General features: G+C 69.2%; 15 protein-coding genes. 9 read left to right on the top strand and 6 right to left on the bottom strand.

Translation table 11 applies throughout. The features are described from left to right. Nucleotides 1–135: 135 nt before the first annotated feature. The 4 genes from dapF (at nucleotide 136) to QM621_RS03290 (ending at nucleotide 8,512) form a co-directional block, all read left to right on the top strand. A complete protein-coding gene (dapF, locus tag QM621_RS03305) occupies nucleotides 136–969 on the top strand; it encodes a diaminopimelate epimerase (RefSeq protein ID WP_414988930.1) in 834 nt (277 codons plus the stop codon). Further along, complete coding sequence (gene hflX / locus QM621_RS03300; RefSeq protein ID WP_414988929.1) at nucleotides 966–2,348, top strand: GTPase HflX; 1,383 nt, start codon at nucleotides 966–968, stop codon at nucleotides 2,346–2,348. The genes dapF and hflX overlap by 4 nt, the downstream gene beginning before the upstream one ends. 166 nt (nucleotides 2,349–2,514) lie before the next feature. Then, nucleotides 2,515–7,053 (top strand): glutamate synthase large subunit, encoded by a 4,539-nt coding sequence (gene gltB, locus QM621_RS03295; protein ID WP_414988928.1) that lies wholly within the window; start codon nucleotides 2,515–2,517, stop codon nucleotides 7,051–7,053. Continuing rightward, nucleotides 7,046–8,512 carry a glutamate synthase subunit beta gene (locus QM621_RS03290; protein WP_414988927.1) on the top strand — a complete coding sequence of 489 codons (1,467 nt, stop codon included), beginning with the start codon at nucleotides 7,046–7,048 and terminating at the stop codon, nucleotides 8,510–8,512. The genes gltB and QM621_RS03290 overlap by 8 nt, the downstream gene beginning before the upstream one ends. 56 nt (nucleotides 8,513–8,568) lie before the next feature. Here QM621_RS03290 and QM621_RS03285 read toward each other — a convergent pair whose 3' ends face one another. Then, complete coding sequence (locus QM621_RS03285) at nucleotides 8,569–8,928, bottom strand: type II toxin-antitoxin system RelE/ParE family toxin (RefSeq protein ID WP_414988926.1); 360 nt, start codon at nucleotides 8,926–8,928, stop codon at nucleotides 8,569–8,571. Then, a complete protein-coding gene (locus tag QM621_RS03280) occupies nucleotides 8,925–9,215 on the bottom strand; it encodes a type II toxin-antitoxin system ParD family antitoxin (RefSeq protein WP_414988925.1) in 291 nt (96 codons plus the stop codon). The genes QM621_RS03285 and QM621_RS03280 overlap by 4 nt, the downstream gene beginning before the upstream one ends. Before the next feature lie 109 nt (nucleotides 9,216–9,324). Between QM621_RS03280 and pyk the strand changes: the two genes are divergently transcribed. The 3 genes from pyk to QM621_RS03265 are packed head-to-tail and all read left to right on the top strand — an operon-like array spanning nucleotide 9,325 to nucleotide 13,343. Beyond that, on the top strand, nucleotides 9,325–10,776 hold the full coding sequence (gene pyk / locus QM621_RS03275) for a pyruvate kinase (protein WP_414988924.1): 1,452 nt from the start codon (nucleotides 9,325–9,327) through the stop codon (nucleotides 10,774–10,776). Then, nucleotides 10,777–12,087: a glycoside hydrolase family 1 protein gene (locus QM621_RS03270; protein ID WP_414988923.1), complete on the top strand. Its 1,311-nt coding sequence runs from the start codon at nucleotides 10,777–10,779 to the stop codon at nucleotides 12,085–12,087. 14 nt (nucleotides 12,088–12,101) lie between these two features. Next, complete coding sequence (locus QM621_RS03265; RefSeq protein WP_414988922.1) at nucleotides 12,102–13,343, top strand: MFS transporter; 1,242 nt, start codon at nucleotides 12,102–12,104, stop codon at nucleotides 13,341–13,343. A gap of 172 nt (nucleotides 13,344–13,515) precedes the next feature. On the opposite strand, the gene QM621_RS03260 is transcribed toward QM621_RS03265, so the two are convergent. Genes QM621_RS03260 through QM621_RS03245 form a run of 4 tightly spaced genes read right to left on the bottom strand, consistent with a single transcriptional unit; the run spans nucleotide 13,516 to nucleotide 16,742 of the window. Further along, nucleotides 13,516–14,781, bottom strand: coding sequence for a hypothetical protein (locus tag QM621_RS03260; protein ID WP_414988921.1), 1,266 nt, complete (start codon nucleotides 14,779–14,781; stop codon nucleotides 13,516–13,518). Continuing rightward, nucleotides 14,778–15,455: an ABC transporter ATP-binding protein gene (locus QM621_RS03255; protein ID WP_414988920.1), complete on the bottom strand. Its 678-nt coding sequence runs from the start codon at nucleotides 15,453–15,455 to the stop codon at nucleotides 14,778–14,780. The genes QM621_RS03260 and QM621_RS03255 overlap by 4 nt, the downstream gene beginning before the upstream one ends. Nucleotides 15,456–15,460: 5 nt before the next feature. Then, nucleotides 15,461–15,721: a hypothetical protein gene (locus tag QM621_RS03250; protein WP_414988919.1), complete on the bottom strand. Its 261-nt coding sequence runs from the start codon at nucleotides 15,719–15,721 to the stop codon at nucleotides 15,461–15,463. A 58-nt stretch (nucleotides 15,722–15,779) separates the two neighbouring features. Next, a complete protein-coding gene (locus QM621_RS03245) occupies nucleotides 15,780–16,742 on the bottom strand; it encodes a hypothetical protein (protein ID WP_414988918.1) in 963 nt (320 codons plus the stop codon). Nucleotides 16,743–17,179: 437 nt separating this feature from the next. On the opposite strand from QM621_RS03245, the gene QM621_RS03240 reads away from it, so the two are divergent. Both QM621_RS03240 and QM621_RS03235 read left to right on the top strand, forming a co-directional pair. Beyond that, on the top strand, nucleotides 17,180–17,755 hold the full coding sequence (locus QM621_RS03240) for a TetR/AcrR family transcriptional regulator (RefSeq protein ID WP_414988917.1): 576 nt from the start codon (nucleotides 17,180–17,182) through the stop codon (nucleotides 17,753–17,755). A gap of 1 nt (nucleotide 17,756) precedes the next feature. Next, nucleotides 17,757–19,280, top strand: coding sequence for an MFS transporter (locus QM621_RS03235; RefSeq protein WP_414988916.1), 1,524 nt, complete (start codon nucleotides 17,757–17,759; stop codon nucleotides 19,278–19,280). The last annotated feature ends 15 nt before the right edge of the window (nucleotides 19,281–19,295 follow it).

Genomic DNA, 19,295 nt, shown 5'->3' with positions numbered 1-19,295 from the left:
TGGAGTACTCAACATCGGAAAGAGAAGACTGACCAGAACGCATAAACCCCATCATTCCAACAAAAACACCGACACGCCAGGCCCACGCCGCCCCAAACCCACCCGAATAAATCAGTGCTTCCCTAGACTGGTCCAATGCGTCGATTCACCTGGCTCAAGGGGCATGGCACCGAGAACGACTTCGTGCTGCTGCCCGACTACGACGGCCAGGCGCACCCCGACCTCGACCCGGCGTTCGTCGCCGCGCTGTGCCATCGGCGGCGGGGGATCGGGGCCGACGGGGTGATGCGGGTCGTCCGTTCGGCGGCGGCCGGGATCGACAGCGGCGCCGAGTGGTTCATGGACTACCGCAACGCCGACGGCTCGCTCAGCGAGATGTGCGGCAACGGCGTCCGGGTCTTCGCCCGGCACCTGATCGAGGAGGGCTTGGCCGACGCCTCCCAGCCGATCCCGATCGCCACGCGCGACGGCGTGAAGGTGATCGACGTGGCCGGAGACCAGATCCGCGTCGACATGGGGTCGTTCGTCGTCGGCGAGCACTCCGAGGTGTCGGTCCCCGGCCACCGCTGGCCCGCCCGCGAGGTGCGCACCGGCAATCCGCACGCGGTCGCTTTCGTCGACTCGGTCGCCGACGCCGGGCCGCTCGCCGAGGCGCCCGGTTTCGACCGCGAGGTCTACCCCGACGGCGTCAACGTCGAGTTCGTGGAGCGTCGGGGTGAGCGTCACGTCGGCATGCGCGTCCACGAGCGCGGCTCGGGGGAGACCCGCTCCTGCGGCACCGGCGCCTGCGCGGTCGGTCTGGCCACCGCCCTCGCCGACGAGGCGCGCCCGACGGCCGACACCCCGGTCCGTTACCGGGTCGACGTGCCCGGCGGCACGGTGCACGTCGAATGGACCGCCGACGACCACCTGATCCTGGAGGGCCCCGCCGTGATCGTCGCCTCCGGCGAGATGGAGTGGCGCGCGTGAGCGAGGACGCCGTGGACGAGGCCGTCGACCTGCAACTGGCCGAACGTCAGGCGTTGCGCCGCGTCGCCGGGCTGCGCACCGAGCTCGACGACATCACCGAGGTCGAGTACCGGCAGCTGCGGCTCGAACGCGTCGTGCTCGTCGGGGTGTGGACCGAGGGCACCGCCGAGGACGCCGAGAACTCCCTCACCGAGCTCAAAGCGCTCGCCGAGACCGCCGGGTCGGAGATCCTCGACGCGATCATCCAGCGCCGCACCAAGCCCGACCCCGCCACCTACATCGGCCGGGGCAAGGTCGAGGAGTTGGCCGAGATCGTGCGCGCGACCGGCGCCGACACGGTCATCTGCGACGGCGAGCTGGCCCCCAGCCAGCTGCGCAACCTGGAGGACCGCACCACGGTGAAGGTGGTCGACCGGGTCGCGCTGATCCTCGACATCTTCGCCCAGCACGCCAAGAGCGCCGAGGGCAAGGCCCAGGTCGAGTTGGCCCAGCTGCAGTACCAGACGCAGCGGCTGCGCGGCTGGGGCGGCAACCTGTCGCGTCAGGCCGGCGGCCGGGCCGCCGGCGGCGAGGGCATCGGCGGACGCGGTCCCGGCGAGACGAAACTTGAGACCGACCGCCGCCGCATCCAGGCCAAGATGGCCAAGCTGCGTCGCGAGCTGGCCGCCCTCGCCACCACCCGCGAGACCCGCAAGGCCAACCGCCGCCGTCACGCGATCCCCTCGGTCGCCATCGCCGGGTACACCAACGCGGGCAAGTCGAGCCTGCTCAACCAGCTCACCGGCGCAGGCGTGCTCGTCGAGGACGCGCTGTTCGCCACCCTCGACCCCACCACCCGCCGCACCGAGACGAGCGACGGGCGCACCTACACGCTCTCGGACACCGTCGGCTTCGTCCGACACCTGCCGCACCAGCTGGTCGAGGCCTTCCGCTCGACGCTGGAGGAGGTGGCCGAGGCCGACCTCGTGCTGCACGTGGTCGACGGCTCCCACCCCGACCCGGCCGGGCAGCTGGCCGCCGTGCGCGAGGTGTTCGCCGACATCGACGCGACCGACGTGCCGGAGATCGTCGTGGTCAACAAGGCCGACGCCGCCGACCCGGTCGTGCTGTCGTCGCTCTTGGCCCGCGAGCCGCACGCCCACGTCGTCAGCGCCCGCACCGGCGAGGGGATCGAGGAGCTGCTGGCCGCGGTCGAGGCCGACCTGCCCCGGCCCGCGGTCCGCGTCCAGGTGGTCTTGCCGTACGAGCGCGGCGACCTGCTGCACCGGATCCACGCCTCCGGCGACATCGAGGAGCTGCGCCACGAGGGCGACGGCACCCACGTCACCGCCCACGTCGACGGCCAGCTCGCCCATGAGCTGGCCGACTACGCGGTCTGAGCGGCTGTGGTCGGGCGATTCCGGGCGTGGTCGACGGGGCCGCGCGAGGAGAGGAGCGAGTCAGGTTCGCCTTAGTGGTCGCGGCGGCGTCGCTATGACATGATGAAGCGCTGCTGTGGCCAACGTCGTCCACGGACTCTTTCGTCACGACGTTGAAGGGACTCCTGTGAGCGCGAAGTTCTCCAGTCTGCCCGCCGCCCAAGGCCTCTACGATCCGGCCGACGAGCATGACGCCTGCGGCGTCGCGTTCGTCGCCACGTTGACCGGCGAGGCCACGAACGACATCGTCGCCAAGGGTCTGACCGCGCTGCGCAACCTCGACCACCGCGGCGCCGTGGGCGGCGAGCCCGACACCGGCGACGGCGCGGGCATCCTGCTGCAGGTCCCTGACCGCTTCCTGCGCGGCGTCGCGACCTTCGAGCTGCCCGAGTCCGGGTCGTACGCCGCGGGCATCGCCTACCTGCCCGCCGAGCCCGACGAGGCCGCGAAGGCGAAGGCGACCATCGAGGCGATGGCCGCCGAGGAGTCCCTGACCGTGCTCGGCTGGCGCGAGGTGCCGGTCGACCCGTCGATCCTCGGCTCCATGGCGCGCGGCGCGATGCCCAGCTTCTCGACCCTGTTCGTCACGTCCGACGAGGGCTTGACCGGCCTCGACCTGGACCGCCGCGCCTTCTGCCTGCGCAAGCGCGCCGAGCACGAGACGGGCGTCTACTTCCCGTCGCTGTCGGCCCGCACCTTCGTCTACAAGGGCATGCTCACCACCGAGCAGCTCGACGCCTTCTACCCCGACCTGCTCGACGAGCGCATGGAGTCGGCGCTGGCCATCGTGCACAGCCGTTTCTCCACCAACACCTTCCCGAGCTGGCCGCTGGCCCACCCGTTCCGCTTCGTCGCGCACAACGGCGAGATCAACACCGCGCGCGGCAACCGCAACTGGATGCGGGCGCGCGAGGCGCTGTTGGAGAGCGACCTGATCCCCGGCGACCTGTCGCGCCTCTACCCGATCTGCGACCCCGAGGGCAGCGACACCGCCTCCCTCGACGAGGTGTTGGAACTGCTGCACCTCGGCGGCCGCTCCCTGCCGCACGCGGTCATGATGATGATCCCCGAGGCGTGGGAGAACAACACCGTCATGGACCCCGCGCGCCGGGCGTTCTACGAGTTCCACTCCTCGATCATGGAGGCGTGGGACGGTCCCGCCTGCGTCTGCTTCACCGACGGCACGCAGATCGGCGCGGTCCTCGACCGCAACGGCCTGCGCCCGGGCCGCTTCTGGATCACCGACGACGGCCTCGTCGTGCTGGCCTCCGAGGCGGGCGTGCTCGACCTCGACCAGAGCACGGTGATCCGCAAGGGCCGACTCGAGCCTGGCAAGATGTTCCTGCTCGACCTCGACGAGCACCGCGTCATCGAGGACGACGAGATCAAGGGCCGGCTCGCCGCCGAGCACCCCTACGAGGAGTGGCTGCACGCCGGGCTCGTCCGCTTCGACGACCTGCCCGACCTGGAGCACATCGTCCACAACCACGCCTCGGTGACCCGCCGCCAGCAGGTCTTCGGCTACACCGCCGAGGAGGTGCGCAAGCTCATCGCCCCGATGGCGCGCACCGGCGCGGAGGCCATCGGCTCGATGGGAACCGACACGCCCATCGCGGCGATCTCGGACCGCCCGCGCATGATCTTCGACTACTTCAGCCAGCTGTTCGCGCAGGTCACCAACCCGCCGCTCGACGCCATCCGCGAGGAGGTCGTCACCTCGCTGCAGGGCACCATCGGCCCCGAGCAGAACCTGCTCGACCCGTCGCCGGCGTCCTGTCAGATGTTGCAGCTGCCGTTCCCGGTGCTCGACAACGACGAGCTCGCCAAGATCCGCCACATGAACCGCGACGGCGACATGCCGGGCTTCAGCGTGCATGTCGTGCGCGGCCTGTACGACGTCGCCGGCGGCGCGGAGGCCATGGAGGCCAAGATCGAGGAGATCTGCGCCGATGTCGCCGACGCCATCACCAACCGCGGCGCGCGCATCATCGTGCTGTCGGACCGGCACACCACCATCGAGCTCGCGCCGATCCCGACGCTGCTGCTCACGTCGGCGGTGCACCACCACCTCGTCCGCGAGAAGCTGCGCACCCAGGCCGGGCTCATCGTCGAGGCCGGCGACGTGCGCGAGGTGCACCACGTCGCGCTGCTCATCGGCTACGGCGCGACTGCCGTCAACCCGTACCTCGCGCTGGAGACCGCCGAGGACCTGGCCCGCCAGGGCGTCTACGTCGAGGGCGTCGAGCCGGGCAAGGCCGCGCGCAACGTCGCCTACGGCCTCGGCAAGGGCGTGCTCAAGGTGATGAGCAAGATCGGCGTCTCGACGGTCGCGTCCTACACCGGCGCGCAGATCTTCGAGTGCGTCGGCCTGTCGACCGAGGTCGTCGACCGCTACTTCACCGGCACCTCCACCAAGCTCGGCGGCGTCGGCCTCGACGTGCTGCACACCGAGGTCCGCAGCCGTCACGACCTCGCCTACCCGGTCAGCGGCATCGTCGGCGCGACCCGCGAACTGGAGATCGGCGGCGAGTACCAGTGGCGCCGCGAGGGGCCGGAGCACCTGTTCAACCCCGAGACGGTCTTCCGCCTCCAGCACTCGACCCGCACCGGCCGCTACGACATCTTCAAGCAGTACACGCAGGCCGTCGACGACCAGTCCGAGAAGCTGATGACGCTGCGCGGCCTGTTCCAGTTCAAGAGCGGGCGCGGCCCGGTGCCGATCGACGAGGTCGAGCCGGTCAGCGAGATCGTCAAGCGCTTCTCCACCGGCGCGATGAGCTACGGCTCGATCAGCCGGGAGGCGCACGAGACCCTCGCCATCGCGATGAACCGCCTCGGCGCGAAGTCGAACACCGGCGAGGGCGGCGAGGACCCCGAGCGTCTGTACGACCCGGAGCGCCGCTCGTCGATCAAGCAGGTCGCGTCGGGCCGCTTCGGCGTCACGTCGGAGTACCTGACCAACGCCGACGACATCCAGATCAAGATGGCCCAGGGCGCCAAGCCGGGCGAGGGCGGCCAGCTGCCCGGCCCGAAGGTGTACCCGTGGGTGGCCAAGACGCGCCACTCCACGCCGGGCGTCGGCCTGATCAGCCCGCCGCCGCACCACGACATCTACTCGATCGAGGACCTCAAGCAGCTCATCCACGATCTGAAGAACGCCAACCCGGCCGCGCGCATCCACGTCAAGCTCGTCTCCGAGGTCGGCGTGGGCACGGTCGCGGCGGGCGTGTCGAAGGCGAAGGCCGACGTCGTGCTGATCTCCGGCCACGACGGCGGCACCGGCGCCTCGCCGCTCACCTCGCTCAAGCACGCGGGCGGCCCGTGGGAGCTCGGCCTGGCCGAGACGCAGCAGACGCTGCTGCTCAACAAGCTGCGCGACCGCGTGGTCGTGCAGGCCGACGGCCAGCTCAAGACCGGCCGCGACGTCGTGGTCGCGGCGCTGCTCGGCGCGGAGGAGTTCGGTTTCGCGACCGCCCCGCTCGTCGTCAGCGGCTGCATCATGATGCGCGTCTGCCACCTCGACACCTGCCCGGTGGGCGTCGCGACGCAGAACGCGCAGCTGCGCGAGAAGTACTCCGGCAAGGCCGAGTACGTGGTGAACTTCTTCGAGTTCATCGCCCAGGAGGTGCGCGAGATCCTCGCCGAGCTGGGCTTCCGCTCCATCGAGGAGGCGGTCGGCCGCGCCGAGGTGCTCGACGCGCGTCCGGCGATCGACCACTGGAAGGCGTCCGGCCTGGACCTGTCGCCGATCTTCCACGTGCCCGAGCTGCCCGAGGGCGCCGCGCGGCACTGCGTCACCACGCAGGACCACGGCCTCGACAAGGCGCTCGACCAGGAGCTCATCGCGCTCAGCGGCGACGCCCTGGAGCGGGGCGAGCCGGTGCGCGCGCAGGTCAAGATCCGCAACGTCCACCGCACGGTCGGCACGCTGCTCGGCCACGAGGTGACCAAGCGGTACCGCGGCGCGGGCCTGCCCGACGACACCATCGACATCACCTTCGTCGGCGCGGCCGGCCAGTCCTTCGGAGCCTTCGTGCCCCGCGGCATCACGCTGCGGCTCGAGGGCGACGGCAACGACTACGTCGGCAAGGGCCTGTCCGGCGGCCGGATCGTCGTCCGGCCCGCCCGCGACGCGCGTTTCACGCCGGAGGAGAACATCGTCGCCGGCAACGTGATCGGCTTCGGCGCGACCGGCGGCGAGATCTTCCTGCGCGGCAAGGCCGGCGAGCGCTTCTGCGTGCGCAACTCCGGCGCGCGGGCGGTCGTCGAGGGCGTGGGCGACCACGCGCTCGAGTACATGACCGGCGGACGCGTGGCGATCCTCGGCGCGACCGGCCGCAACATCGCCGCGGGCATGAGCGGCGGCACCGCCTGGGTCCTCGACCTGGACGAGTCGCTGGTCAACCGCGAGATGGTCGAGACCCGCGCGGTGCCCGACGAGCACGCCGAGGAGCTGCGCGATCTCCTCCGCAAGCACGCCGACGAGACTGGCTCGACCGTCGCCGAGGCGCTGCTGGCCGACTGGCCCGCCGCGCTGACGCGCTTCACCGAGATCATGCCGGTCAACTACCGCAAGGTGCTCGAGGCGCAGGCCGCCGCCCAGGCCGAAGGGCTGTCCGAAGAACAGACCACTGCTCGCATGATGGAGGTGGCCGCTCATGGCTGATCCCCGTGGATTCATCACGACGCCCCGCGAGATGGCCGGACGTCGTCCGGTCGAGGAACGGGTCAACGACTGGAACGAGGTCTACCCCGGTGGGCCCGGCAAGGCGCTGCTGCCGATCATCACGAAGCAGGCCGGACGCTGCATGGACTGCGGCATTCCGTTCTGCCACCAGGGCTGCCCGCTCGGCAACCTGATCCCCGAGTGGAACGACCTGGTGTGGCGCGACGACTGGGACGCGGCCATCGACCGGCTGCACCGGACGAACAACTTCCCGGAGTTCACCGGTCGGCTGTGCCCGGCGCCGTGCGAGACGGCCTGCGTCGTCGGCATCAACCGCGACCCGGTCACCATCAAGAACGTCGAGGTCTCGATTATCGACAAGGCGTGGGACGACAACAACGTCCGTCCGCAGCCGCCGGAGGTGCTGACCGACAAGACGGTCGCGGTCATCGGCTCCGGTCCGGCGGGTCTGGCCACCGCGCAGCAGCTGACCCGCGCGGGCCACACCGTCGTCGTGTACGAGCGCGACGACAAGCCGGGCGGCCTGCTGCGGTACGGCATCCCCGAGTTCAAGATGGAGAAGGCCCAGGTCGACCGTCGCGTCAGGCAGATGGAGGCCGAGGGCACCGTCTTCCGCACGAGCACGGCGGTCGGCGAGACGGTCACCGGCGCGCAGCTGCGCGAGCGCTACGACGCCATCGTGATCGCCACCGGCGCGACGGTCCGCCGTGACCTGCCCGCTCCGGGCCGTGAGCTGAACGGCATCCATCAGGCGATGGAGTTCCTGCCGCAGGCCAACCGCGTCGCGGTCGGCGAGACGGTCGAGGGCCAGATCCTCGCGACCGGCAAGGACGTCGTCATCATCGGCGGCGGCGACACCGGCGCGGACTGCCTCGGCACCTCCATCCGTCAGGGCGCGAAGAGCGTCACGAGCCTGGAGATCATGCCGCAGCCGGGCGAGGACCGTCCGGAGAACCAGCCCTGGCCGACGTACCCGATGATCTACCGGGTCGCCTCGGCGCACGAGGAGGGCGGCGAGCGCGTCTACTCGGTCTCCACCAAGGAGTTCGTGGGCGACGAGGACGGCAACGTCGCGGGTCTGCGGATCAGCGAGGTCGAGCTGGTCGACGGCCGGTTCGCCGAGGTCGAGGGCACCGAGCGGGTCATCCCGGCGCAGTTGGTGCTCTTCGCGATGGGCTTCACCGGCCCGGAGACCGACGGCGTCGTGGCGCAGCTAGGCCTGGAGCTCGACGAGCGCGGCAACGTCAAGCGCGACCTGAGCTACATGTCGAGCGAGCCGGGCGTGTTCGTGGCCGGCGACTGCGGCCGCGGCCAGTCGCTCATCGTGTGGGCCATCGCCGAGGGCCGTGGCGCGGCCTCCGGCGTCGACGCCTATCTCCAGGGCGCCACCACCCTCCCCAAGCCCATCCCGCCGACCGCGCGTCCGATGATGGTCTGAGAGGCAATGCCGGCGACGGTCCCGCACTCACTGACACTGACTGTGGGACCGTCGTCCTACTCCCATGCTCTGTCGTCGAGATGGCGCGACAACTCCATCGAATCGTGGAGCACGCGCCCGATCAGGACGGCGTCGCGTTCTATCTTGTGGACGACGAAGTGCCGTGGCCGTTTGACGGGTCTTCCGGGAGGCTGATCGCGGCTGCGGCGTAGATGCCATACGTAGACGTCGTCGCCCAGTTCGGGGCGACGGATCGCGATGTCCGGCTGGTCACGATGTCGGGCGGCGTCATGGAGGGCGGTGGTGAGCAGCGCCTCGTAGGCGAGGCGGGCTCTCTCGCCGAACATCTCGTGTGACCAGCGCAGGATGTCGACGATGTCGTCCTCCGCCGCTGCCGACAGCCGGAAGTCGCTCATGTGTCGGAGTCGGCGAGGCTGGCGGCCCTGGTTCCGAGTCGAGCGATGAAGTCACCGAGTTCGTCCTCACGAACGTCGGTGAACCGTCCGCGGGCGATGTCCTCCCACCCGTGGTCGACGGCGGCGCGGAGCGCTGTGAGTTTGGCCTCCTCCAGGCGCTCTCGTCGTTCGATCAAGCGCAGTCCGTCGCGGAGCACCTCGCTGGCGTTCTGATAGCGGCCAGAACGGACGAGAGTGTCCACGAGGGCATGTTGATGGTCGCTGAGGACAACATTGCGTGTCGGCATGGCGAACAGCTCCTTTCGTGAGCGAGAGCATTTAATGGCAGTTTATGCCACGTCTCCTTCACCGGCGTAGCGGCGCGTCGGGCCGAGGGCGGGGGGCTAGGCTCGCGGTGTGCGTAGAGCCAAAATCGTGTGCACCCTGGGACCGGCGGTCAACACAGGGGAGCGGATCTTGAAGCTGGCCGAGGCCGGCATGGACGTCGCGCGGCTCAATATGAGCCACGGCGAGCAGTCCGACCACCTGGCGAACCTGCAGCATGTGCGGGCCGCCTCTGAGAAGACCGGCAAGGCCATCGCGGTCCTCGCCGACCTGCAGGGACCGAAGATCCGGCTCGGCCGGTTCTCCGGCGGTCCCGTCGACCTGACCCTCGGCGACCGGTTCACGATCACCGTCGAGGACGTCGACGGCGACCGGGACCGCTGCTCGACCACCTACAAGGGCCTGCCCGGCGACGTCACGCCCGGCGACGAGCTGCTCGTCGACGACGGCAAGGTGCGGCTGCGGGCGCTGGAGGTGGGCGACACCGAGGTCGTCACCATCGTCGAGACCCCCGGCCGGATCAGCGACAACAAGGGCATCAACCTGCCCGGTGTCGCCGTCAGCGTCCCCGCGCTGAGCGAGAAGGACATCGACGACCTGCGCTGGGCGCTGCGCTCCAACGTCGACTTCATCGCGCTGTCCTTCGTCCGGTCGGCCCGTGACGCCGAGGACGTGCGACGGATCATGACCGAGGAGGGTATCTCCCGGCCGATCATCGCCAAGATCGAGAAGCCGCAGGCGGTCGAGGCGCTCGACGAGATCATGGACGCCTTCGACGGCTTCATGGTGGCCCGCGGCGACCTCGGCGTGGAGCTCCCCTTGGAGGACGTGCCGATCGTCCAGAAGCTCATCGTCGAGAAGGCCCGTCGCAACGCCAAGCCGGTCATCGTCGCCACCCAGATGTTGGAGTCGATGATCTCCGCCCCGCGTCCCACCCGTGCCGAGGCGTCCGACGTCGCGAACGCGGTGCTCGACGGCGCCGACGCCGTGATGCTGTCGGGCGAGACGAGCGTGGGGGAGTACCCCTTCCACACGGTCAAGACGATGGCGCGCATCGTCGAGTCCACCGAGGACCACGGCCTGCCGCGCATGGCCGCCTACACCTGGCAGGCCAAGACCCGCACCGGCATCGTCTGCAAGGCCGCCCGCCAGGTCGCCGAGGCCATCGACGCGCGCTTCGTCGTCGCCTTCACCACCACCGGCGGCTCGGCCCGACGCATGGCCCGCTACCGCTCGCACATCCCCGTGCTGGCCTTCACGCCCCACGAGTGGGTGCGCAACCAGCTGGCGCTCAGCTGGGGGGTCGAGACCTTCCTCGTGCCGGAGGTCAAGCACACCGACAACATGGTCCTGCAGGTCGACCGGGCGCTGCTGGAGGCCGCCCGCTGCAACGAGGGCGAGGAGGTCGTCTGCGTGGCCGGCGCCCCTCCGGGCATCCCCGGCTCCACCAACGCCCTGCGCATCCACCGCATGGGCGACGCGATCAACCGAGTCGTCCCGGCCTACCAGGACCTCGAGGGCTGAGTGTCCGCCCCGGACGGCTTCTGGTGGGGCGTGTCGACCTCGGCGTTCCAGATCGAGGGGAACGCCCCGGAGGTTCTGCGCGGCGAGTCGTCGTGGGATGCCTTCTGCGGCCGTCCGGGGAAGATCGCCGACGGGTCGGATGCCTCGACGGCGTCGGGGCACGTCCAGCGGATGGACGAGGACGTCGCGCTGCTGGCCGGTCTCGGCGTCGACGCCTACCGGTTCTCGATCTCCTGGCCGCGCGTTCTGGCCGGGGGGATCGGCTTCTACGACCGACTGGTCGACCGGCTGCTCGACGTCGGGGTCACGCCTGTGCCGACGCTCTTCCACTGGGACACGCCGTTGGAGCTGGAGGAGGCCGGCGGCTGGCTGGAGCGTGACACGGCGCTGCGTTTCGCCGACCACGCCGCCGAGGTGGCCGAACGGCTCGGCGACCGCGTGGGGCACTGGATCACCGTCAACGAGCCGCGTGAGCTGACCATGCTCGGCTACGCCCTCGACACCCACGCGCCCGGCAAGGGGCTGCTCTTCGACGCGCTGCCGGTGGCCCATCACCTGCTGCTCGGCCATGGGCTCGCCGCGCGGGCGCTGCGGGAGGCGGGCGCGACGTCGGTCGGGATCGCGATGAGCCACGAGCCGGTCGAGGTCGTCGGCGACACCGACGAGGGCCGCGCCGCCGCCGACCTCTACGACCTGCTCAACAACCGTCTGTTCGCCGATCCTCTGCTGACCGGCGCCTATCCGGACGGCTTCGGCGACCTCATGCCCGGGCCGGCGGCCGACGATCTGACGGTCATCGCCACGCCGCTCGACTGGTACGGCGTCAACTACTACAGCCCGGCCTACGTCGGCGCCCCGACCGGCGCCGGCGCGGACGTCAACGGGATCGAGATGCCCGCCGAGCTGCCGTTCACCGTGCACGACGTGCCCCCTGGCTACACCGGCGAGCGCACCGACTTCGGCTGGGTCGTCGTGCCGGAGGGCCTGACGACGGTGCTGGGGGAGTTGCGCGAACGGTACGGCGAGGCGCTGCCGCCGCTCGTCATCACCGAGAACGGCTGCTCGGCCGCCGAGCTCGACGACGCCCGCCGGATCGACTTCCTGCGCTCGCACCTGGCCGCGCTCGACGCGGCGCGGGAGGCCGGAGCCGACGTGCGCGGCTACTTCGTCTGGTCCCTGCTCGACAACTTCGAGTGGGCCGAGGGCTACCGCCAGCGTTTCGGCCTGGTCCACGTCGACTACGCGACCCTTGACCGGACGCCCCGCGCCTCGTATGACTGGTACGCCGCGCGCATTCGCGCGTCACGTTGACAGGAGGTCGGCTCATGACCGACACGCCGTTGTGGGAGGAGCCGACGACCCGGGTCGGCCGACGCTGGCTGACGCCGTGGACGCTCGTGATGATGGGCATGTTCGGCGCCTATTACGCGGTCGCCCAGATCGTGCTGCCGGAGCAGGCCGAGCAGATCACCGACAGCGACGCGGCGAAGGTCGCGCTGACGGCGTGGGCGACGGGCCTGGCGGCGGCGATCACCGTGGTCGTGACGATCACGGTCGGTGTGTTGTCGGACCGCACCACACACGCGCGGGGTCGCCGGTATCCGTGGATCGTCGGCGGCATCGTCGTCATGGCGGTCGGGGTCGTGGCGCAGGGCTTCGCGACCGAGCCGTACATGGTGGTGCTGAGCTGGTCGGTGGTCGCCGTGGGCTACGCGAGCGCGGGGTCGGCGGTGCTGGCCGTGGTGCCCGACGACGTGCCGGTGACGCAGCGCGCCTACGTGTCGGCGTTCTACAGCATCGCGGTGAGCTTCGGGCCGCTGCTGGTGATCGCGATCGTCGTGGGCGTCGGCGGCGAGGTCGTCGTGCAGTACGGCGTGGTCGGCGCGGTGTGCCTGCTGATGGCGCTGCCGTTCGCGCTGCGGGCGCGCAGCGTGCGGCTGCCGAAGGAGAGCCGCCCGCCCGCGCCGTCGGCGCGTGAGGTGCTGACGGGCCTGGTCGCGCCGCTGCGGCACGCGGACTTCACGTGGGCGTGGTTGGGGCGCTTCGGCATCCAACTGTCGAACGCGTTGGCGCAGATCTATCTGTACTTCTATCTGAAGGACCACCTCGGCGTCGACGACCCCGACCTGATGGTGCTGGTGCTGACGGTCCTCTACGCGCTGTCGGCGACGGCGGTGGCGATTCCCGCAGGACGCTGGTCGGACCGGACGATGCTGCGCAAACGGCTGGTCGTGATCTCGTCGGTGATGCAGGGCGTGGCCGGGCTGGTGCTGGCCTTCCTGCCGAACATGCCCGCCGCGTGCGTCGGTGCGGTGCTGCTCGGTGTCGGTTATGGCGCGTACGCGAGTGTCGACCAGGCGCTCATCACCCAGGTGCTGCCCGAGGCGAAGGACCGCGGCAAGGACCTCGGCATCATCGGTGTGGCCAACGTCCTCCCGTATGTTCTGGCGGCGGCCTGCGGTGGTGTCGTCGTCAACCTCTGGGGCTACCCGACCCTCTACGTCCTCGTCTTGGTCACCGCCGTGCTGGCCGCGCTCGCCGTCCACCCGATCCGTGGGGTGAGGTGAGATGTCGCCGTTCGACCACTTTTGCTCATGTGGTCGAACGGCGACATGGGAGGTGCGGGTGATGATCCGAACGGTCTACGACGTTGGCGCTCGGCCTGTCCGCCGAGCTGGTGGAAACCCTGCCCCAGCCGGAGTTCCTCGACGCCGTTTTCACTCCATGCATGATGGGCCGCTACTTTTCCCAGCTGACGTAGAGGTAGCTCATCCCGTCGAGAAGTTCACTGCTCTTCTCCAGGTGAGAGTGCTTACGACTGAGACCGACTCCGTTGTCAACGATCCGGATGATCTCTCGGAGAGAACGAGGCCGTAGAGAACGCCAGCCGATGACGCCAAGGATCTGCGGGTGGTCGTGGTATGCGGTCATGTTGGCGATGACGCCCATGCCGGACTCGTCTTTCAGCAATGAGTCCATCGTGGCGATGATGAAGGGAGCGGAGTCTTGAGTGAAGTACTCGACGAGGCCGACTGCCTCGACGACGTCATAGCCAGCAGAGCCGTTCTCGTGAGCATAGGCCTGAAGGGCCTGGTGATTTGAGACATCTGTCTCGATGAAGCGCACCTGGGCTCGACCTGCGGACACGGTGGTGACACGGTTGGCTTGATCTAGGTGTGTTTGTGCGGTCTCGTTGGTGGCCGTCCCAAGAATCTCCGATGCGTTCAGAACACCGATATGAATCGCGGCGCGGTCCCAGTCGAACACATCGAGTTCAACGTGGAGGTTGGGACGCGTGTTGAGGAGATCGGCAACGGCATAGATGTCGGGCCAGGCGGCTCCACCGGCAATGGCAGCCACCCGTGCGACGGAGCCGTCAGGGCACCTGACTTCGTCGCTGAGGCGGTCTGTCAGTTTGCGGCGGAGATGGAGGCCACGTTTACGAAGTTCAATCGTGTCGGGGTGATAACGCCAGGCTGCGCGGGCCGGATCGTCAGCAGGTACGGGTATGAACCGACCAAACCTTCGATCTGGCTCGTGCGCCTGTGGCGTCGACCCGTCTGCTCTCAGTTGGGGGAGGGGGAGGACATCTTCACTTCCATACTGGGGAGCGAGCGCTAAAGGGCTGTACGCGGTCTTCTGATGCCATAACGAGGCGATTTCCGATGATTGAGTGAAGACGTTCCCAAGGCCGTCGAATCTTCCAGCCTTTGCGAGGGAACGCACGAGGTCAGGCAAGGGAAGTGAGTTGGAGTTCTGCGTGAATCCGAGCAGGCGCAGAGCCTCCGATGTCGTTCGGCGCACCTCGCGGAGGACCATCTCTCGAGTGATTGTGGGGTGCGCGGCAGGAAGAAGACTCTTGGGGTCTTCGTATGCCACGCGCTCGACATCAAGCTCAATAGACTCAATCTCACGCGAACACGCGTCCTTGCGGAGCTGCGCGAAGGTATCGGCGAGTTCCCTCGTTGACGAATCGTCGTTGAGCATTGCCTCGGTGTGATTCATGCTAGAGATTCCCTTCGATGACGAGCGGACGCGGCGGGGGACAGGTGGCCGTCGGCGAGGGCGAAGACCTCGTCGGCGTGGTGGGGTGCGGTCTGGTCGTGGGAGACGAGCAGGACGGTGATCGCGTGGTCGTGGCTGAGCCGACGCAGTAGCTCATGGACCTGGTCGGTTCCGTGGGAGTCGAGGGAGGCGGTCGGCTCGTCGGCGAACAAAACCGGCGGCTGGTGCGCGAGAGCGCGGACGAGCGCCACACGCTGTGCTTGGCCCCCCGAGAGTCGGCTGGCACGCAGGTCGAGCACAGCAGCGACGCCGAGGAGATCGGTGAGGTGGTCGACCCATGAAGGATCGACCGCGCGACCAGTCAGCCGGTGCCCGACAGTGATGTTCTCCCGAGCGGTGAGGCCGCCGAGCAGTCCTGAGCGTTGGAACGCGACGCCCACGCCCGCACGGAAACGTGCTCGTTCACGACCCGACAACTCGGAGACGGCGCGGTCACCCACCTCGACACGGCCGCTGTCCGGCACGGCGAGTCCGGCGGCCAGATGGAGCAGCGTCGTCTTGCCCGAGCCCGACGGACCGGTGATGAGACTGAGACGTCCGGGAGGGAAGGAGACGTCGATGCGGTCGAGAACCGTCTGCCCCTGATATCGCTTGGTGACTTCGATCAAGCGCACGCCGCTCATCCGCGCACCGCCAAAGAGAGGTCGAGGGATCGCTCGAAACGGGACAGCGCCCGGTGCGAGGCGGCCAGCATGGCCAGGGCGGTGAGTGCGATGCCCACACTGACTTCTGTCAGTCCGATACCGACCTGCAAGCCGAGCTCGCTCGCGTTGAAGGCGACCGCCACCGGGATCATGAGCGGCGTGGCGACCAGTGCGGCTCGGAAGGTCGTGCTGAGTGCCCGTCGGCGTTCGACAGCTCGGAGGTCACGGAAACTCACGCCGGCGGCATGCAACATGCCGATCTCACGGGCGTTCCGTTGGAGCGCGGAACGGCGTTCACCGGCTGACGCCCACGCGCCGAACAGCGAGAGGTAGACGATGACCTGTAAGAGCAGCGGCGTCGCGTTGGCCTGCCAGAAAGCCCGGTTTGTTGACGGCGAAGTCCTCGGCGGAGACCACCGCGAGCCCGTCAGGCCCTGCGGACTCGACCACCCGCCTGACCGCGTCGATGTCGTCGGTCAAAGCGATGACTCCGAAGTACGCCTCTTGCTGTCCAGCGGTGAGACAGTCACGAACGGTCGAGTGGGACAGCACGCCGACGGAGCGGTTCATCTGCGCGATGCCGTCGTCCACCCGAGCCACCCGCAGCAGGACGCCGTTGACGAGGACGTGATCGCCGGGGGAGGCCCGTACGGTGTCGTCGACGATGACGGAGGCGGAGGAGCACCCGGCGACTGGTCGACCAGAGACGTCGGCGTAGAGGTCGTCGGGGATCGACACCTGAATCGCGGACCCGTCATCGATGTTGAACAGGTGTTTTCCGAAGGGGACCACCGGGAAGGTCGCCTGCTCGGCTACCTCGTCGGCGCTCTCGGGCGGGATCACGCTGTCGTCCATGAACGTGACGTTCGGACTCTGGAGAATGTAGGTCACCGGTTCGCCGCCGACCAGATCGGTCATGGCGTCGATCGGTCGCAGGGAGCCCTGCACCACCTCTTCCTCAACGCCGGAGGTGGCTCCGATCAAGGTGATGGAGAGGACGGCGAGTCCGGTGCCGGAGAGGAAACGACGCAGGGCGGATGTGGCGGGTTCCAGGTGCTCGACTCCGGTGTACTCGACCTTCGCCAGCCGGTTCAGCTCTCGTGCCCGTGATGACCGCGCTCCAGCCACCGCGTGGAAAGTCAGGACGAGCGTGCACATAACGGCCAGATAGGGCGTGATGGCGCGCGTCGCAGCGACGACATCTGAAAGGACTGTCACGACACCCGGCAGGAATCCGGGCAGAGGAGTGACGGTCACCAGTGGGCTCCATTCATTGAGTCAGGCCGCAGATTACCATGTTTACATGACCATGTGAGATCGGTTCGACGCCCACCCTCGATGGGTGGCCGAGCGTAGAAGCAAGGACGATCCGTGGGTGGTGTACGCGCGGGAGCTCGGCGTGCGGCTGCATCGGGAGCGCATTCGGCGGGAATTGACCCAGGAGCGGCTGGCGGTCGCGGGGGGATCACGACGTTCACCTACCAGAAGTTGGAGAAGGGCGAGTCGAATCCGGGGACGCCCGCGAATCCCCGCTTGCGGACGTTGGTCGCGCTCGCGGAGGTGTTGGGAGTGCCGGTGGCTGAACTCCTGCCGCCTGATCCCGAGGACATCGCCATCGGTCGCTGAGTCGGAGTTGATCAGCGCCGATCCTTACGGTACAAATGTACGCGTACATTTGTTCTTCAAGGAGGCGAATGGTGGACGAGGACTCCTCGCCACGGCGACGTGACCCGGAGGCGACGCGGCGGACCATCGTGGTGGCGGCCGCTGAGATCGTCAGCGAGCAGGGTGTCGCGGCCCTGACCCACCGGGCGGCTGCCGCCCGGGGCGAGGTCTCGCTCGGCTCCACCACCCGGCACTTCCCGTCCATCGACGCGTTGCGCGAGGCCGCGCTCGGCCACCTGGCCGACGAGATCGACACCGACCTCGACGAGGTGGAGACCGCGCTCGCCGGCGCCGACGACCTCGCCGAACGCGGCGCCGCCATCATGCGCGCGTGGCTGCTCGACACCCGTCAGGTCCGGTCCACGATGGCTCTGGTCTCGGCGGCCACCACCGACTCCGACCTGCGCGCCCTGTCCGCGCGCTGGACCGACCGGCTCACCGCGATCCTCGCCCGTCATGTCGGCCGCGAGCGGGCCGTGGCCATCGACTCCTACCTCAACGGCGTCACGATGCACGCCGCCCTCAACGACCATCCCCTCGACGAGGAGTCCATCGCCCGCGTGATCCGCGCCCTCGTCGCCATGCCTACCGCGGAGAGTGAGTGACATGTCCGCCTCGAATCTGACCCGCGCCCAGCGTTGGCTCGCCTTGAGCGTGCTCACCGCGAGCCTGCTCGTCATCGCCATGGACATGACGATCCTCAACATCGCCCTGCCGGAGATGGCGGGGGAGTTGCGGCCGACCGCCGACCAACAACTGTGGATCGTCGACATCTACTCGCTGGTGCTCGCCGGACTGCTCGTCTCCTGGGCGGCCGTCGCCGACCGGTGGGGCCGCAAGCGCATGCTGCTGCTCGGCTACGGCATCTTCGCGCTCGCCTCGTTGCTGGTGCTGCTGGCCGACAGCGCCGAACAGGTCATCGCGATCCGTGCCCTGCTCGGCGTCGGCGGCGCGATGATCATGCCGACCACGCTCTCGCTCATCCGTGTCCTCTTCACCGACCCCGCCGAGCGGGCCACCGCGCTCAGCGTCTGGGCGGCCGTCGCGGGACTCGGCGTGGCGATTGGGCCGCTCATCGGCGGACTGTTGCTGGAGCATTTCTCTTGGCACGCGGCCTTCCTCGTCAACGTGCCGCTCATGCTGCTGGGCGTGGTCGCAGGCGCCTTCCTGCTGCCGGAGTCACGCGTGGCGAACCCGGGGCCGTGGGACGCGCTCGCCGCCGCCCTGTCGCTCGTCGGCATGGTCGCGGTGGTCTGGGCGGTCAAGGAGTTCGGCAAGCAGTCGAGTCTCGCCGTCCCGGAGGCGTGGGTCGCCGCACTCATCGGCCTGGCGGCGCTGGGCTGGTTCGTGGCGCGCTGCTTGCGCCGCGACCACCCGCTGCTCGATCTGAGGCTGTTCCGCAGCCGCTTGTTCTCAGCGGGCATGCTCGCGGCCTTCTCCACGATGTTCGCGATGATGGCGGCCTTCCTGTTGATCGCCCAGTGGCTGCAACTGATTGACGGCGCGTCGCCCATCGAGGCCGGCGTCCGGCTCATTCCGACCGCGCTGGCCGGGGCGTTGGCGTCGGTGGCCGCGCCGCCGCTGGCCCGGCTGATCGGCGCCCGGTCGGTGCTCGCCGGGGGCCTCGCGCTGGCCGGAGTCGGCATGCTCATCCTCGGTGGGAAGGCCGAGAACCTCGACCTCACGGTGGTGCTGATCGCGCTCGGCCTCGTCGGCGCGGGCACCGGCTCGCTCGCCATCGGCTCGGCGATGATCATGTCCGGCTCGCCGGAGGAGAAGGCCGGCAACGCAGGGGCTTTGGAGGAGACGTCCTACGAGCTCGGCGGCACGCTCGGCGTGGCGATCCTCGGCAGTGTCTCGGCGCTCATCTACCGCCAGTCGCTCGCCGACGCCCCGGCCTCGGCGGCGATGGACCCGGCGGTGGCCGAACAGGCCCAAGAGTCGTTGGGCGGAGCTTTCGCCATCGCCGAGAAGCTCGGGCTGCCCGAGCTGGCCGCCGCCGCGGGGGAGGCCTTCAACCAGTCGCTCCAGGCCACAGGACTCGTCGGCGGCGCGATCATGCTGGTCGTCGCGGCGGGTGTCTTCGCCCTCACCCCACGCGGGACCGACGTGTCCCAGGCGAGCCATTGAGGCGGGGGTGTCAAG

Source organism: Aeromicrobium sp. (genome assembly GCF_047606445.1).
GTDB lineage: Bacteria > Actinomycetota > Actinomycetes > Propionibacteriales > Nocardioidaceae > Aeromicrobium.
Note: the sequence above shows the minus strand (reverse complement) of the source record. Positions and strands in the feature narration are given on the sequence as shown.

Excerpts from the sequence above, each read along its gene's own strand:
- QM621_RS03265 (WP_414988922.1), top strand. The coding sequence starts at position 12,102 with ATGACCGACACGCCGTTGTGGGAGGAGCCGACGACCCGGGTCGGCCGA.
- dapF (WP_414988930.1), top strand. The coding sequence starts at position 136 with ATGCGTCGATTCACCTGGCTCAAGGGGCATGGCACCGAGAACGACTTC.
- QM621_RS03280 (WP_414988925.1), bottom strand. The coding sequence starts at position 9,215 with ATGCCGACACGCAATGTTGTCCTCAGCGACCATCAACATGCCCTCGTG.
- QM621_RS03240 (WP_414988917.1), top strand. The coding sequence starts at position 17,180 with ATGGTGGACGAGGACTCCTCGCCACGGCGACGTGACCCGGAGGCGACG.
- QM621_RS03260 (WP_414988921.1), bottom strand. The coding sequence starts at position 14,781 with ATGAATCACACCGAGGCAATGCTCAACGACGATTCGTCAACGAGGGAA.
- QM621_RS03235 (WP_414988916.1), top strand. The coding sequence starts at position 17,757 with ATGTCCGCCTCGAATCTGACCCGCGCCCAGCGTTGGCTCGCCTTGAGC.
- QM621_RS03290 (WP_414988927.1), top strand. The coding sequence starts at position 7,046 with ATGGCTGATCCCCGTGGATTCATCACGACGCCCCGCGAGATGGCCGGA.
- QM621_RS03285 (WP_414988926.1), bottom strand. The coding sequence starts at position 8,928 with ATGAGCGACTTCCGGCTGTCGGCAGCGGCGGAGGACGACATCGTCGAC.